Consider the following 16,481-nt stretch of genomic DNA (forward strand, 5'->3'; position numbering starts at 1 on the left):
TCTACCCAAAAATCAGCAACTTGGCAAACCTGTTAAAAATTAATCGAAATCTAAGGTTATATTTGCAACTTCGACATGTTAACATCATCGGCTTTTTGAACATCCTCACACTTTTCGTTGAAACGATGTGAGGGGAAATGCACGGCTTCATAGCCCTAAAAAGCGAAGTAATTATGTCAAATATGACGAATGCCGCCTCCCACACAGCGCCTATTCAGGATGCTGACTATTCTGCTATTCATCCCCCATCTTTACTCAAGCGCCTCGAACTCACCAATCCTGTCTTTTGGTTAAGTGGTAGCTTCCTCACTCTATTCGTTTTACTTGCTCTAACGAATACCGACTCTCTAACCGCAATGGTTAACACCGGCTTCGGCTTTGCTACTAAATATTTCGGAGCTTACTGGCAAGTACTGCTTCTTCTGAATTTCCTAATTGGTTTGGCTCTTGCGTTTGGTCGCACTGGTTATGTGCGCCTAGGTGGTCTAGCGAAACCTGATATTGATAACTTTAAGTGGTTGTCAATCGTACTCTGTACTCTACTTGCAGGTGGTGGTGTGTTCTGGGCCGCAGCTGAGCCTATCGCCCACTTTGTGACTGCTCCGCCTCTATACGGGGAAGCTTCACCGAAAACTGCCGCAATCAATGCCCTATCTCAGTCTTTTATGCACTGGGGCTTCTTAGCTTGGGCGATCCTTGGTGGTCTATCTTCCATTGTCTTAATGCACTTGCATTACGATAAAGGCCTGCCTCTTAAGCCGCGTACTCTGCTTTACCCTGTGTTTGGTGATAAAGCCATTAAAGGCTGGATTGGTGATGTTGCTGACGCATGTAGCATCATTGCAGTAGCAGCAGGAACCATCGGTCCTATCGGCTTCTTAGGTTTACAAATTAGCTACGCGCTAAATTCATTGTTTGGCCTGCCAGATACGTTCGTAACGCAAAGTATGGTTATTATGGCGGCGATCCTGATGTATACCCTTTCCGCACTGAGCGGTTTGAGCAAGGGTATTCAAATCGTCAGTCGTTACAACATCATTTTGTCTGTACTGTTAATTGGTTACATCCTGTTCTTCGGGCCGACAAGCTTTATCGTTGATGGCTACGTGCAAGGCGTTGGCCGTATGGTGGATAACTTCTTCCCTATGGCACTTTACCGTGGTGATACAGGGTGGCTAAGCTGGTGGACAGTATTCTTCTGGGGTTGGTTTATCGGTTATGGCCCAATGATGGCGATCTTTATTGCTCGTATCTCTCGTGGTCGTACAATTCGCCAATTAATCATGTCTATTAGCATCGCGGCACCGCTGATTACTTGCTTCTGGTTTAGTATCGTTGGTGGCAGTGGCCTTGCGTTTGAACTTGATAACCCTGGTTTGATTTCATCTGCGTTTGAAGGCTTTAACTTGCCTGCAGCACTGCTAGCGATTACTGGTGAATTACCTTACCCTATGATCATTTCGGTTCTGTTCCTGATCTTAACGACAACATTTATCGTGACGACGGGTGACTCGATGACTTACACAATCAGTGTAGTGATGACGGGCTCAACAGAACCAAACGCAGTGATTCGCTCGTTCTGGGGGCTGATTATGGGTATTGTCGCTATTGCGCTTATCTCAATGGGCTCTGGTGGTATTTCTGCATTGCAGTCTTTCATTGTGATTACCGCCGTGCCTGTGTCTTTCATTTTGCTGCCAAGCATTTGGAAAGCACCCGGCATTGCAAGCAGAATGGCGAAAGAGCAAGGCCTCGTTTAAACCGCCTCTCTAACCAATATGCGAAAAAGAGCCCTTCATTGGGCTCTTTTTAATTCTGCGCTTTATCCTACGCTATCAATGCGAATCATCACTGCGTCTGGACGCCAATACTCGAATTCGCAGTCCATTAAATGCCCATCTTGTTTGTAGTTTACCCGCCGAATTTTCAGAACGGGTTGTCCTTCAGCCAAGTTCAACGCTTTAGCGACATGAGCAGGTGCTGACGTTGGAATCACATCAAAACGAGAGCGCTTTGTTTCGTAACCATACTTCTCACGATAAATGCCCGTCAGGGACATGGTGAGGTTCTCAGACAATATACCCTCAAACAGTGCCGCTTTGAGCACGTTCTCAACAAACAATACCGCTCGCCCATCAATAAAACGTAACCGTTCAATTACATAAATTGGGGTAATTCGCTCCACCTCTAACGATTTGGCATACTCACCTGCGGCCATTTCACTTCGCACGTTGAGTAACTTAGTTTCTGCAATACGATGCTGCTCTCGAATCATCTGATGGAAGTGAGAACGAGACAACGGGTTGTAACAGATACGCTCAGGAGATACATACCAACCCCGGCGCTCTTCTCGATAAATAAGACCTTCAGTTTCTAAAGACACCAACGCATCTTTGATAGTGATTCGAGTTGTAGAAAACAGCTCACTGAGCTCTCTCTCTGACGGCAGTTTTTGTCCTTCCGACATGATTCCGGAAAGAATCTGCTGTTTTAAGCTGCTTCTAATTTTTCCTAATTGGGTACCAAATTGTCCGGTGCCTGTCGCTCTCATTCTGATCTAGTCCAACGATAATTTGACGAATAACATAAGGCGTTTACGTAACAAAAATATGACATTAATCAACAGAACACATACTGAACGTATGAAATATAAGTGCCATATAAAATCAGCAAAACTGTCAAATTACTTGCGCTAAATCGTCACATTCCATCCATAGCATACAAAGCGAACTTACTGACCTAGTCCAGAAGGATGGAGACAATGAAAACTTTGCTAAGTCGTTCAATTACCGCACCAGCGGCAATCATTGCGGTAACGCTCGCTACGCCAACAGTAGCGAAAGAAGCCGATATTGAATCTTTGGTAGCAGCAGCACAAAAAGAAGGGGCGGTTTACAGTGTGGGTATGCCTGACAGTTGGGCAAACTGGAAAGACACTTGGGCTGATTTAAAGTCAAATTACAACCTTAAGCACCAAGACACGGATATGAGCTCGGCTCAAGAAATCGCAAAATTCGAAGCTGAGAAGAAAAACGCGACCGCAGACATTGGTGACGTAGGCTTTGCCTTCGCACGTGTAGCGGTTAAAAAAGGCGTCACTCAGCCATATAAACCAACAACTTGGAATGACATCCCAGATTGGGCAAAAGACGAAGATGGTCATTGGGCACTTGCTTACACTGGCACTATTTCTTTTATCTCCAACAATAACCTCGTAAAAGACGCGCCAAAAACGTGGGATGACCTATTAAAAGGCGACTACAAAGTGACCGTAGGTGACGTAGGCGTAGCAGCACAGGCAAACAACGCGGTTCTCGCCGCAGCGTTCGCCAACGGTGGGGACGAATCCAACCTCAAGCCTGCGCTCAAATTCTTTTCTGAACTCGCGAAGCAAGGTCGTCTTTCATTTACCGATCCGAACATCGCCAACCTAGAAAAAGGCGAAGTGGAAGTGGCGATCATGTGGGACTTCAATGCATTAAACTACCGCGACAAAATTGACCGCGACTGCTTTACAGTGAGCATTCCTCAAGATGGCTCTGTGATTTCTGGTTATACAACCATAATCAATAAATACGCGAAGAACCCTAATGCAGCAAAGCTTGCTCGTGAATACATCTTCAGCGATCAAGGGCAAATCAACTTAGCAGAAGGTTATGCGCGTCCAATCCGCACCAACATCACACTGCCTCAAGCAGTGCAAGACAAGCTAATTGCTAATGACCAATACAGCAATGTTCACCCAGTGACTGACTTCTCAGCTTGGGAAAAGTCCGCACGTAAGCTGCCACGTCAATGGCAAGAAAGTGTCTTAATCCACCAGCAATAAGAGTAAGTCGTTATGAGCAATAAGGTCATCCTTGTTGTTCTAGATGGACTGAACTATCAGGTAGCCCGTGATTGCATGGGCTACCTCAATGGTCTTCTAGAACAAAGTCGTTCCCAACAAGAAACTCGCGCAACGCTTTATCCTGTGCAGTGTGAGCTGCCCTCTATGTCTCGCCCACTTTATGAGTGCATTTTAACGGGCGTTCGCCCTGTAGAAAGCGGCATCGTAAACAACAATATCGTTCGTCTATCCAAACACGATTCCATTTTCAGTTTGGCAAAAGCCCAAGGAAAAGTGACCGCTGCGGCTGCCTACCACTGGGTAAGTGAGCTTTATAATCGCGCGCCATTTGAACCTGTTCGCGATCGTTTCACGCATGATGAAACCCTGAATATCCAGCACGGCTGCTTTTACCATTGGGATCATTATCCTGATGAAGCCTTGTTCCTGGACGCAGAGTATTTACGCCGCAACTATCAACCTGATTTCTTACTGATCCATCCGATGAATATCGACGATACAGGACATAAGTTTGGCCTAGACTCTCGCCAATACCGCAATTGTGCGCGAGGTGCAGACATTATTCTTTCCAACTACATCGATCAATGGCTTGCTGATGGGTATCAAATCATTGTGACCAGCGATCATGGCATGAACAACGATCTTTCTCACGGTGGGATTTTACCTGAAGAGCGAGAAGTTCCCCTGTTTGTCATTGGTGATAAGTTTACCCATCAAGATTGTCATATTAAGCAAACTGATATTTGTGGCACCGTTTGTCAATTGCTAAACCTTGACCACACGAAGCCATACACTCAGGAATTGTTAGCACTATGAGCAGTTCAGTCCTCTCCCCAAGCTCTAGCGAATCACGTTCAAATTTGGCAAGTACTTGGTTAAAGCGCTTTAAGCCAGCCATTTGGTTGGCGCCTTTCGCACTGTTTTTCTATCTATTTCAACTCGCACCGATGATTTGGGTACTGTTAAACAGCTTTATCTACGATGGCGAGTTTGCCTTCGATAACTACATTGAAGTGATCGACTCCGCCTTTATGATGCAGGCGTTTGGCAACAGTTTGTGGTTAGCTGTATGGTCGAGCATTTTTGGCTTAGCCATTGCGACTCTGTTGGTCTCTTCTCTGCGCAGAGTCGATTCTAAAGTCCGCGACGGTGTGATTGCGTTTACGAACATGAGCAGCAACTTTGCAGGCGTACCTCTGTCATTCGCTTTTATTATTATTTTGGGCACCAATGGGGCGATTACCCTTTTGCTCAAGCAGTATGGCTTACTCGGTGATTTCGACCTTTATGGTAAATGGGGCCTGCTGGCCATTTACATCTACTTCCAAATCCCGCTGGCGGTGTTGTTGCTCTACCCTGCGTTCGACGCGTTGAGTGATGATTGGCAAGCTGCTGCTGCACTACTGGGAGCCAAAACATCACAGTATTGGGCGAAAATCGCGCTGCCAGTGCTCTCACCAGCCTTATTCGGTACCTTTATTATCTTAATAGCCAACGCAATTGGCGCTTATGCGAGTGTTTATGCGCTGACCTCCGGTAACTATAACGTCATCACAATTCGAATTGCGAGTCTGGTATCGGGAGACCTGTTCCTTGAACCTAATCTCGCCGCTGCAATTTCGGTGATTCTAATGGCGTTACTTGCCTTTATCACAGTGATTAACCAATGGCTCATTTCGAAAAGCTATGCAGGTAGGAAGTAGTCATGAACAACGTTAATACTCGATTCCATAAAACGGTGGTTTATTCCATTGTTGGGATCATGCTCATCCCGATTTTAGCGGCCTTTGTCTATTCGCTTTCATCACGCTGGGGCGCCACGGTGCTTCCAGATGGTTTCACTTTTGATTGGTACGTTAAATTGCTGACCGACCCACGCTTTTTGCAAGCGTTTGGGCGTTCGCTGTTTATTTGTATTGCTTCGCTAACCCTCAGTGTGCTTCTGGTTCTGCCAGCGATATTCGTGGTGTTTTACTACTTTCCAAGGCTCGATAAGCTCATGAACGTATTGATTTTGCTACCATTCGCTGTACCACCAGTGGTGTCCTCCGTCGGCTTACTTCAACTTTATGCTGACAGTGAAATCTCCCTTATCGGTACTCCTTGGATTCTAGTAGGTACTTACTTCACCATCGCGTTACCGTTCATGTATCGTGCGATTTCTAATAGCTTCGAAGCAATTAACCTTAACGATTTAATGGACGCTGCACACTTGCTAGGAGCAAGCACAACCAAAGCGTTTTTGATGGTCATTTTACCTAACCTCAAAAAAGGACTGATGGCATCGCTTTTCCTTTCATTTTCATTTCTATTGGGAGAGTTTGTGTTCGCCAATATTTTAGTCGGCACACGTTATGAAACCCTGCAAATCTACTTGTATAACATGCGTCAGACGAGCGGCCACTTTACGTCTGCCTTAGTGATGACCTACTTCCTATTTATTTTTTTACTGACTTGGTTGGCAAGTCGTTTCAGCCGAGGAGTCAAACAATGAGCTACGTAACAGCGAAAAATCTAACTAAACGTTTTGGTGATAACACCGTATTTGAGGATATTCACTTTAACATCGAGCAAGGTGAATTCATTACGCTTTTGGGCCCTAGCGGTTGTGGTAAATCGACACTACTTCGCAGCCTTGCTGGGCTTAACCCTGTCGATGGAGGCGAGATTTGGGTAAACGGAGAAGATATCACGCATCAAGTCCCGCAAGAGCGTGGTATTGGGATGGTCTTTCAATCGTATGCGCTGTTTCCCAATATGACCGTCGAAGGCAACATTGCATTTGGCTTAAAAATGAAAAAGCTTGCGAATGATGATATTCGACGTGAAGTGGCTAAAGTCATCAAACTGGTGGATCTGGCAGGTAAAGAAAAACACTATCCGCATCAACTTTCTGGCGGTCAGCGCCAGCGTGTCGCACTCGCTCGAGCGTTGGTGGTGAAACCTCGCATATTATTGCTTGATGAGCCACTTTCTGCGCTTGATGCCAAAATCCGCAAACACCTTCGTCAGCAAATCCGAGACATTCAGAAAGAGATGAATCTCACCACTATCTTCGTAACTCATGACCAAGAAGAGGCGATGATTATGTCTGATCGTATCTTCCTAATGAGTAAAGGGGAAATTGTTCAAGCAGGAACACCTGAAGAAATTTATACTCATCCTGCTAACGAGTTTGTGGCCGGTTTCATGGGGCACTACAACCTTGTAGAGGCCAATAAAGCCAAGCAACTCTTCAACATTGATACCGAATGGAAAGTAGCGATTCGCCCAGAGTCTATATATGTAAAAGAGCAAGGTCGTCAATATGATAGCCACATCTCAGCGCCACAAGTAGGTACGATCACCAACCACCAGCTTCTAGGTAATGTTATTCGCTATCAAGTGAACGTTGAAGAGTGTGAGCTCACTGTTGACTTGCTTAACCGCTCTTCAGAACGCTTACTAGCGAATGGCAGCCAACTAGAGCTACTCTTTAACCTAAACGAAATTCAACCAGTGAGAGCCTAAACATGTCCAAACCTTTGTATGTTTTTGATATGGATGAAACCCTAATAAACGCTGACTGCGCAATGATTTGGAACGAGTTTATGGTTGATAGAGGCATCGCGACTGATCCTTTATTTATTATGGAAGATCAGCGTCTAATGGCCTTGTACTCTGAAGGCAAAATGGACATGGAAGACTATCTAGCGTTCTCCATGAAGCCACTAGAAAACATGCCGATTGAAGAAGTAAACGCCTTGGTTGAAGAATGTGTTGAAAGCCATATTCTGGCTAAACAGTTTCCTCAAGCCAAAACCCTGATTGAGCAACTGTCTCGTGATGGTATAGATATGGTTATCATCTCTGCCAGCGTCACTTTTTTGGTGGAAGCCGTTGGTCGCCGTCTTAATATTCCAACCGCACTCGGAATTGATTTAATCGAGAAAAACAACCGTTATACTGCTGAAATCAACGGTATTCCGAGTTATCGTGAAGGCAAAGTCACGCGATTAAAACAGTGGCTAGAAAATCAGCCTGAGCCTTATTCCGAAATCCATTTCTATACCGATTCAATCAACGATTTACCGCTTTGTGAATACGCGAACTACGCTTATCTGGTAAATCCATGCCCACAACTAAAAGAACACGCCAACAGACCGAATTGGAGTGTGTTAAGTTGGGGGTGATATAGCCTCACAAGACCGTTCTTCCTAAGTAAATACTTTTCTATTTGTTCAAAGAGCAGTTCTTTCTGCTCTTTTTTACTTCTCTTCATCACAAATTAATCACTTGATTAAATACTGATTAATTTTTCACATGTCGCATGAGAAATCAGCGTCTTATAATTAATCAAATGTTTAATATTTTGAGAGAAGATTGTGACGGAAGCGCATCGAAGGGCGGGAAGACCCACAGATAATATCGACGCAAGGGAAAAACTGATTTTCCACGCGCGCGAACTCTTCACCATTATGGCTTATGACAAGGTCTCTACTCGCCTAGTCGCGCAGAAAGCAGGCGTGAACGTGGCGATGATTCGTTACTACTTTGGCAACAAAGAAGGCTTGTTCGAGACCATGTTGCGCGAAACACTGTCACCGATGCAAAAGCAGATGCAGACGTTGGTATCCAACAGTAACGAGCAAAACTTTCTCGATCTAATGCGCACCTACTACCGCGAAATGATCAAGGTACCACAGTTCCCACGCTTAGTTGCCCAAGTTATGAATATGCCCCCATCGGAAACCCAACGCAAACTGCTCGAAAAGGTCTTCGCAGATATCAGCAAGCCAATGCAAGGCGTGATCTTTGATAAGTTGATCGACAGTGGCGTTTTACGAAAAGACGCCGACCCTCAACTTTGTCGCGTCTCTTACATAAGCTTAATGGTGTTTCCTTTTATGGCACCACCAGCACTGCTCGCCATTCATGGCATTGAACTTTCAGAAGCCTTCTTGAACCGATTATTCGAACACAACATACAACTGATGAAACATGGATTTTTAGACTCGGGCGACCAATATGAAAATGAATAAAAAGCTGCTGTTCTTTCCTGCCCTTGCTGTTGGGGTCGTCATTCTGTTTTTAGCGATTAGCCTCAAGCCAGATTTGCCCGTAAAGCCTGCGGGTGATCGTGCAAGGTTGGTCGAGACGATTCCACTTGAGCTGAAAGCGATTGCACCTGTTGCTATTGGCTTTGGTAAAATCGCACCGAAAGTTGAATGGAAAGCGATAGCCGAAGTGACCGGTAAAGTGGTTTACCGTCATCCGCAACTGGAAAAAGGACAAGTGCTGCAAGCAGGAACGGAAATCTTGCGAATCGACCCACTCGATTACGAACTGAAACTGGTTCAAGCTCAAGCCGATCTCAAATCTGCTCAAACCTCTCTGGCTAAGCTGAACCAAGAAGAAGCGAATCTCAAAAGCACACTCAAGATAGAAGCCAACCGTCTGGTTATCGCCAACAAAGAGTTAGACCGTAAACAAAACCTACGTAAGAAAGGCTTAACCTCGCAATCGGATGTAGATCAGCAAGAGCAAAGCGCGCTCTCTCAACGTAAGTTAGTGCTGGATATTGAAAATCAAATTGGTTTGATGCCGGATGAGAAACGAGTCGCGGAAGCCCTAGTTAAAGTTAATGCATCAAAAGTGGATGAGGCCGAACGCTCGCTTGATAAAACCATCATCACGCTTCCTTACGATTTGCGTATTGCTGACGTAGAAATTGAGAAAAAGCAAGTGGTTAACCTCCAACAAACCATGGTGACAGGACATGGTATTGATGTCATGGAAGTGGAAGCTCAACTATCCATTCATGACATGCAAACTTTGGCGGCGAGCATCGGTGAGTTTGTCCGCGATGAATCTGGTATTCCACAACCTGATATGAATGCGATTCATGCCAACATTGAACTCAGCAGCGGTAACCTCTCTGCAAGCTGGCCTGCGAAAGTTGCACGCATCAGTGAAACGGTTGATCCAAGCCAAGCGACTGCCGGTGTGATTCTGGAAATTGAACAAGACTACCGTGCATTAAACCCAACGTCTGCGCCTCCATTGGTGAACGGCATGTTTGTGCGTGCCTTGATTGAGGGACAAGAGAACCCGAGTTGGGTCATCCCAGAGCGTGCGCTTCATGGCAATAAGATTTACCTGATGGGCGATGACAATCGTCTGCAAGTCGTCACGGTTGAAGTGTTATATCGTCGCAATAACCAAGTGGTGATCGATGGTGAACTAGAGCAAGGTCAGAAGCTGATCATCAACGATTTGCTGCCTGCGATTAACGGCATGCTATTGAAAGAGTCACCTGAACAGTCAGAAACGGCTATTGAGGAGTCTGATTCATGATCCGATTCTTCGCCAAGCATCCAACAGCAGCCAACTTGCTGATGCTAACGCTGCTGATATTGGGGATTTCTTCACTTTCCACGATTAAGCGTGAAACTTTTCCTGAGTTTGATCCGCCCTACATCCTAGCTGGTGTGGTTTACCCCGGCGCTTCCCCTCAAGAGGTAGAAGAGAGCATCTGTATCCGAATGGAAGATGCTGTCGATGGCCTTGCCAACATTAAAGAAACTCAGTGTGAAGCGATTGAGGGTTCTGCGCGTCTTATCTTAAAACTGAATGAAGAAGCCGACATTGGGCGCATGTTGGTTGATGTTCAAACCCAGATCAACTCGATAAACGACTTCCCACAAGAGATTGAATCTCCTGTGGTCCAAGAGCTCGATTGGAACGAGCCAGTTGTGGATGTCGCGATCACCGCAGATACCACATGGCCAGAGCTAAAAGCGTATGCCGAACAGCTTAAACGCACGTTAAAAATCGATTACGATGTCTCTTTGGTTGAAGTTGCTGGCTTCTCTGACCACCAATACCGAGTAGAGTTAGACACTCAAGCTATCCGACAACTTGGTTTGAGTGTTGGTGATATTGCGGACCAGATTGGTCGTCAAAACGTCAAGTTGCCAAGTGGTAATGTCGAAACGCCAGATAAGAACTTTCTGATCCGCTTTGACGAACGACGCGTGACGCCGGAAGAGCTTGAGACTATCGTCGTGGGCTCTGGTACAAATGGCTCAATCATCCGTCTAAGAGATATTGCGACGATTACCGACCGGTTTGAATTGGACGAACAGAAAGTCCTCTTCGATGGTCACCCTTCTGCCCTACTAAAAGTCAGCAAAAACAAAGAAGATGACGCACTGCGTATCAAGGAACGGGTTGCTCAATTTGTCGAAGAACAACAAGCTATCGCGCCAGACGGTGTGATGCTACAAATGACCAATGACCTTTCATCCGTGCTTTGGGATCGCCTGACCATGATGGTCAAAAACGGTTGGCAAGGTATCATTCTGGTCTTCGCCACCATGTGGTTGTTCTTTAGTTTTCGCTATTCCTTTTGGGTCGCAGCTGGTTTACCCGTTGCCTTCTTAGGTGGGTTATTTTTGATGGCGCAACTTGGCCTGTCCATCAACATCATGTCTTTGGTCGGGTTACTCATGGCCATCGGTATCATGATGGATGATGCCATCGTTATTGCCGAATCGATTGCCGCTCACCTCGACCGAGGAGAAGAGATCGATGATGCCGTTATCAAAGGAGTGAAAAAGGTACTGCCAGGGGTAATTTCTTCCTTCCTAACTACGGTGTGTATTTTTGGTAGCTTGTTATTCCTGCAAGGTGAAATGGGTGCGGTACTTAAAGCAGTTCCTCAAGTTCTGATCCTCGTTTTGAGTTTGAGTTTGGTGGAAGCCTTCTTGATCCTACCTAACCACCTTTCTCATTCGCTACATAAACAAAAGCAAGAGCGAAAAACACCGAAGTTCAAACAAAAGCTGCTCGCTTCTTTTGAAAACTTCCGCAACACCACCTTGGTCAACGCAGTAGATAAAGTGGTCGAGTATCGCTATGCCTTTATGGGTGGCGTGGTTGCCTTGCTTCTTATCTCCGCGGCCACGTTAGTAGGTGGTTTACTCAAGTTCCAACCCTTCCCTGAATTGGATGGCGACATTGCAGAAGCGCGTATTATTCTTCCTCCGGGTTCTTCTCTGTCTCAAACGGAAGCTGTCGTCGATAAGATCGTCGCTTCCGCTCAAAAGCTAGATAAAGAATGGACAGAGAAAGTGGAAGACGGCAATCCATTGGTTCTACACATTACCAGTCAATTCAACGCTAACGCCGACGCGAATGAATCTGGCCCTCACATTGCCACGGTACGTCTGGATTTGCTGGGCGCCGAGAGTCGTAACACACTCATCGATGAATTTATCGACGCATGGCGTGAAGACATTGGTGAACTTGCCGATCCTATCTCGCTGGTATTTAAACAACCGACCATGGGGCCGGGTGGACGAGCGATTGAAATTCGAGCGAAGCATGATGAACTGGATGCGCTCAAAGCCGCCTCTATCGACATTCAACAATACTTAAATGAGTTTGACGGTGTCCATGGCGTGTTGGATGACATGCGTATGGGTAAAGAAGAAGTCTTGGTTAAACTTCGTCCTGGGGCGGAAGCTTATGGTATTAACGGTCAGCTCATTGCCAATCAATTGCGTGCGGCTTTCTTTGGCCAAACCGCAGACGAGATCCAAGTTGGGGTAGAAAACATTTCCATCGAAGTTCGCCTCGATAAAGCGCAAGCTGGTGACTTACAGCAATTGGCAAACTTCCCAATAATCTTGTCCGATGGTAGTCAAATCCCACTCGCGACCATTGCAACTTTGGATTTCCAGCGTAATTACGTAAGAATCCAGCGCATTGATGGCTTGCGCACTGTGAGCGTATTCGGCGATATCGATAATACGAAGGCCAACTCAACCGCCATTATTCGTCAGTTCCAACAGGATGAAGCGCCAAAGCTTATGCAAAAGTATCCTGGTCTTCGCTTCGATTTTGAAGGTGAAGCCAAAGATACCGCTGAAACTGGCGCATCAATGGGTAAAGGCTTCTTGCTTGGTTTGTTTGGCGTGTTTGCGATTCTGAGTTACCAATTCCGCAGTTATTTGGAACCATTCGTCGTCATGCTTGCGATTCCCCTCGCCTTTATTGGCGTGGTATGGGGACACATCCTACTCGGTCACTCATTAAGTATGCCAAGTATGATGGGCTTCGTCTCATTAGCAGGGATTGTGGTGAATGACTCGATTCTGTTAGTTCAGTACATACGCCATCATGTGGATGAAGGGGATAATGTACATGACTCAGTAGTCAAAGCCAGTCGGGAACGCTTTAGAGCAGTATTCCTAACATCAATGACCACTGCAGCAGGTTTGCTTCCGTTACTGACTGAAACCAGTTTGCAAGCACAGGTTATCCAACCACTGGTTATCTCCATCGTGTTTGGTATTTTCGCATCCACTCTGCTGGTGTTGTTTATGATCCCTGCTGCGTATGCCATTTTAGCTGACTTCGGCCTAGTTCATAAACACGAAGAAATCTAAAACGACTGATAAGTAAACTTATCAAAATGAACAAGAGCGGCTTAGATCGCTTTTTGTTCAATACCAATACGTTAAAAAACACACAATCACTTAACAAACAGAGGGTTATTGTATCGCATTAAGTGTGAATATGAACAGTTAAGGATTAAGTATGTTGAGTTTTATATAACCGAATCAAATAACCAACACAAGATTTATAATATGTTTTATTGTCAAAAACGGCATTTCACAGAGTAAAAATACACGTAGGCAACACATTCACAATTTAAACTCACGATAATGAAAACATTGATTGAAGAATTAACATTTTAACAATCATTACAACAATGTTAACTTTAGCCTCGTTGGTCGCGCTGGTGGTAAGCCTCTCACCAAGCCTATTGTCAGTTTTATATGGACGTTCGACCACCTCCAAAATGAATAGACACCCAATTTGGTGCCCTTTTTTCGCCCGTGAAAGCATTCTTCGCGGGCTTTTTTCTTTAAGTTAAGTATGAACGCTCTGGATCAACTTTTTTTTGTCAACCTTTCGGATTTGGAGGTAGTATGTGAATCAATAAGCGGAGACAGTGCTAGCAACTCTAAAACATTTTTTTCAAAGATTTCATCCGCGTGTCTTACCCAATCTAAAAACTTTTTTTGAGCAAACATAGGCTCGATTTCATATAAAAATTCAATACTAAAGTAAAACTCATTTTTGATAGGCAAATTGTACACTCTTCGATAGTCTTTTTTATACTCCAAATTTCCTTCTACATATTTTGAAAATGTATTTTCACCAATCTTGATATCTTGGCATTTGATTGGAGGGTAACCACGAAGAAACTCTCCTACAAGGAACTCTTCTTTCGCTCTCTTTTTTTCTTCGTTTATCGGGTCCATTCCCCAACGATGATTTGCGTACGCAATGGCATCATTCATCAACTCTGTATGATCACCTTTTCGAGAGCCGTCAGGTGACTCTACAGCATGATAAAAATCCACGTACTCTTTCTCTATAAATGAAGATAGTTCATTAACACTAGTAATATATTTATCTGAAGATTTAATCCTTAACCGAATATATAAACCACCTTGTTTATTGATTGGTAATAGTGGATTTATTATTTTATTTTGAAAAGAGAAATAAATCGTGGCCAATTTTATAAACTTTTCATGCCGCTCTACTTTTGAATCAATATTGAACCGTTGTAATTCAATAAAATCTTGGTATACATGTCCTTCATATATGTTGTTCGGACACTCAAATGACAGCACTAAGTCATCTATCTGGAATACATTATGTAACAAGTTTGCAAAATCTGGCTTTCCTCGAAAGCCATCTTTATACATTTTAATAAGGCCCATATATCTAACCCTTGTTCTTTAAATATTCATCAATATCTTTTAAACGTTTACTAGCCATATTATTACCAGACATCATCAGTTGTCGTCGATAAGATTCCACACCGAAATAGGGTAATGTATGTGGGCTCTCTGTGACCTCTCCATTCATCACTAATCCCAAGAATTTACAACAACGAACGAGACTACTTGCAGATAATGGAGTTTGTCTCGCAGCAATATTTGGGACAATATCAAAGGGATTCGTTCGGGTTTTTGTGTAATTAACTTTCAAACCAAGCTGCTGTGCATTTTTCCCTATCTTCGTTGTATTTGTTCCCCCTGCATGCACAACGATTTGTTGATTCAATAGTCTTAAGCTCGGATTATTTTTTCTAACATACTCAAGAGCAGAGTTAAAAATAATGGCACCTTGGCTATGCACTGTCCATTTTACTTCCTTACCCTGCTCTGCACATTGTTTCATTACTGCTGCTAGGTGTTGAGCATTGTGCGAAGTAAAACGAGTTTTGTCATAAACACATTCAATAAGGTCCAGCTTCGCATTATCAGAAGGGTTGTGAAACAACGTATACTCTGTTGGCTTATCTTCTTTGTACGCCACCTGCGTATGTACCCCCATCAGTGTCGCCGCTTTCTCATAATCATTCAACATTCCATTTACCGTTGCATGAAGCGTATTGACTTGATGAGTTACTTGAGCTTTAGTGTGGTCCCACTCAGCCAACAATAACTTTGCTTCATCATTGTTCTGCACTCCATTATACTCACCATTTTTACCTGTTTCTTTCTTCACATGATACATTTGGGTTCTTTGATGTGAATGCTTAAAAATAGACTTACCATGCAACTGTCGATCAAAAGCAATATCATGAATTACAACTTTCCCGTCTCTAAGGATACAAGTTAATAAGTAATGATAATTTTTGAAGGGATACCTAGTTCGAAATATTCGAAGCAATGGATTGCGTTTGTGTCTAACTACAGAGGGTGTGCTTGGATTAGATGAAAGAAAATACATTTCTTTGACAACTTGCTTCTGATCATATTCATTCAGAGACGCAAGCATGACGAGGGATTGTCTTGATAAGTATAGTTTTTTATTGCTAAAGAGTGCAGCTGAAAGTCTCACTCTTCCATGTAAGAATTGTTCAACCTCATTAACCGACTTATTATTTAGCCCAATGTAATCAAAAGCCTCTTTCCTTTCAATAAATTCCCAAGTCATTACTAATCCCTCTTCAAATAAAAGTGAACCACATACTAAGGTATTATGAAGGTCAAAAAGGAGATCGGATCTTTTCTAAATTTTAAATATCTAACATCACCTCCACTTTACTGAAATCTACACTTTTAAAAGTTACATCCGCTCCATCCAGCAATAGCTCATCAAACACGCCAACTATTGATAATAAGCTTGAGGATCTGATCTCCACCCATGAAATGAGAAACAAAAAAGCCAGCCTTAAAAGGCTGGCAAGTTGAGCAACAAGGTCAGTGCTTACTGCTAACTAACACCGAACTCGTATTGGATTCATTTTCGTCTGTTAGTCTCTTTTAGCGGCGTTTATGACTTGCTTGCTTTCTCTTTGTGGCACGTTACCTTTACTAACTGTTCTTGCTCATCTTTAATGTTTTTCACGATACGCTCATCACGTGCGTGAATGGCATCCATGTTCATTTGCTGAATATCTGCTATAGCTTCATGTTTCATCTCAGAAAAGTCCTGACGTAAATCTGAGCTCCACTCCTCTTTGTCTAAAGTGTTAGCAGCAGCGATTGGTGATGACATTACAGCAATAAGACTTAGAGTAGATAGAAATACGCTTTTCATAATAAGCTCCTTGAGGATT

The 16,481-nt window shown here is 44.0% G+C and carries 14 protein-coding genes; 10 read left to right on the top strand and 4 right to left on the bottom strand.

Annotation, left to right across the window (positions count from 1 at the left end; genetic code table 11):
• The first annotated feature begins 173 nt into the window (after window positions 1-173).
• On the top strand, window positions 174-1,760 hold the full coding sequence (locus tag R7Z41_RS09375) for a BCCT family transporter (RefSeq protein WP_005373846.1): 1,587 nt from the start codon (window positions 174-176) through the stop codon (window positions 1,758-1,760).
• Between the two features lie 62 nt (window positions 1,761-1,822).
• On the opposite strand, the gene R7Z41_RS09380 is transcribed toward R7Z41_RS09375, so the two are convergent.
• Complete coding sequence (locus R7Z41_RS09380; protein ID WP_005387087.1) at window positions 1,823-2,551, bottom strand: UTRA domain-containing protein; 729 nt, start codon at window positions 2,549-2,551, stop codon at window positions 1,823-1,825.
• A gap of 210 nt (window positions 2,552-2,761) precedes the next feature.
• On the opposite strand from R7Z41_RS09380, the gene R7Z41_RS09385 reads away from it, so the two are divergent.
• The 9 genes from R7Z41_RS09385 (at window position 2,762) to R7Z41_RS09425 (ending at window position 13,284) form a co-directional block, all read left to right on the top strand.
• Window positions 2,762-3,829 (top strand): ABC transporter substrate-binding protein, encoded by a 1,068-nt coding sequence (locus R7Z41_RS09385; RefSeq protein ID WP_318136353.1) that lies wholly within the window; start codon window positions 2,762-2,764, stop codon window positions 3,827-3,829.
• 12 nt (window positions 3,830-3,841) lie between these two features.
• Complete coding sequence (locus R7Z41_RS09390; RefSeq protein WP_005373854.1) at window positions 3,842-4,666, top strand: alkaline phosphatase family protein; 825 nt, start codon at window positions 3,842-3,844, stop codon at window positions 4,664-4,666.
• Window positions 4,663-5,553, top strand: a complete 891-nt coding sequence (locus R7Z41_RS09395; protein ID WP_213895372.1) for an ABC transporter permease — start codon at window positions 4,663-4,665, stop codon at window positions 5,551-5,553. The genes R7Z41_RS09390 and R7Z41_RS09395 overlap by 4 nt, the downstream gene beginning before the upstream one ends.
• Before the next feature lie 2 nt (window positions 5,554-5,555).
• Window positions 5,556-6,344: an ABC transporter permease gene (locus R7Z41_RS09400; RefSeq protein WP_225477509.1), complete on the top strand. Its 789-nt coding sequence runs from the start codon at window positions 5,556-5,558 to the stop codon at window positions 6,342-6,344.
• Window positions 6,341-7,360: an ABC transporter ATP-binding protein gene (locus R7Z41_RS09405; RefSeq protein WP_005373862.1), complete on the top strand. Its 1,020-nt coding sequence runs from the start codon at window positions 6,341-6,343 to the stop codon at window positions 7,358-7,360. The genes R7Z41_RS09400 and R7Z41_RS09405 overlap by 4 nt, the downstream gene beginning before the upstream one ends.
• A gap of 2 nt (window positions 7,361-7,362) precedes the next feature.
• Window positions 7,363-8,022 carry an HAD family hydrolase gene (locus R7Z41_RS09410; RefSeq protein WP_225477511.1) on the top strand — a complete coding sequence of 220 codons (660 nt, stop codon included), beginning with the start codon at window positions 7,363-7,365 and terminating at the stop codon, window positions 8,020-8,022.
• Window positions 8,023-8,214: 192 nt separating this feature from the next.
• Window positions 8,215-8,871: a TetR/AcrR family transcriptional regulator gene (locus tag R7Z41_RS09415; RefSeq protein WP_213891515.1), complete on the top strand. Its 657-nt coding sequence runs from the start codon at window positions 8,215-8,217 to the stop codon at window positions 8,869-8,871.
• Entirely contained in the window at window positions 8,858-10,186 is a 1,329-nt protein-coding gene (locus tag R7Z41_RS09420) for an efflux RND transporter periplasmic adaptor subunit (RefSeq protein WP_182039505.1), read from the top strand. The genes R7Z41_RS09415 and R7Z41_RS09420 overlap by 14 nt, the downstream gene beginning before the upstream one ends.
• Complete coding sequence (locus R7Z41_RS09425; protein ID WP_025767988.1) at window positions 10,183-13,284, top strand: efflux RND transporter permease subunit; 3,102 nt, start codon at window positions 10,183-10,185, stop codon at window positions 13,282-13,284. Before R7Z41_RS09420 ends, R7Z41_RS09425 begins: the two co-directional genes overlap by 4 nt.
• Before the next feature lie 507 nt (window positions 13,285-13,791).
• Here the strand turns inward: R7Z41_RS09425 and R7Z41_RS09430 are convergent.
• The 3 genes from R7Z41_RS09430 to R7Z41_RS09440 all read right to left on the bottom strand — a co-directional run bounded on the left by R7Z41_RS09430 (window position 13,792) and on the right by R7Z41_RS09440 (window position 16,462).
• The gene (locus R7Z41_RS09430) at window positions 13,792-14,631 is read right to left on the bottom strand and encodes a hypothetical protein (RefSeq protein WP_025767990.1); all 840 of its coding nucleotides are present in this window, start codon (window positions 14,629-14,631) and stop codon (window positions 13,792-13,794) included.
• A gap of 4 nt (window positions 14,632-14,635) precedes the next feature.
• On the bottom strand, window positions 14,636-15,856 hold the full coding sequence (locus R7Z41_RS09435; RefSeq protein ID WP_025767991.1) for a hypothetical protein: 1,221 nt from the start codon (window positions 15,854-15,856) through the stop codon (window positions 14,636-14,638).
• A 339-nt stretch (window positions 15,857-16,195) separates the two neighbouring features.
• Window positions 16,196-16,462, bottom strand: a complete 267-nt coding sequence (locus R7Z41_RS09440; RefSeq protein ID WP_005373876.1) for a hypothetical protein — start codon at window positions 16,460-16,462, stop codon at window positions 16,196-16,198.
• Between the last annotated feature and the right edge of the window lie 19 nt (window positions 16,463-16,481).

It is taken from the genome of Vibrio sp. 1457 (assembly GCF_033340195.1).
Taxonomy (GTDB): domain Bacteria; phylum Pseudomonadota; class Gammaproteobacteria; order Enterobacterales; family Vibrionaceae; genus Vibrio; species Vibrio alginolyticus.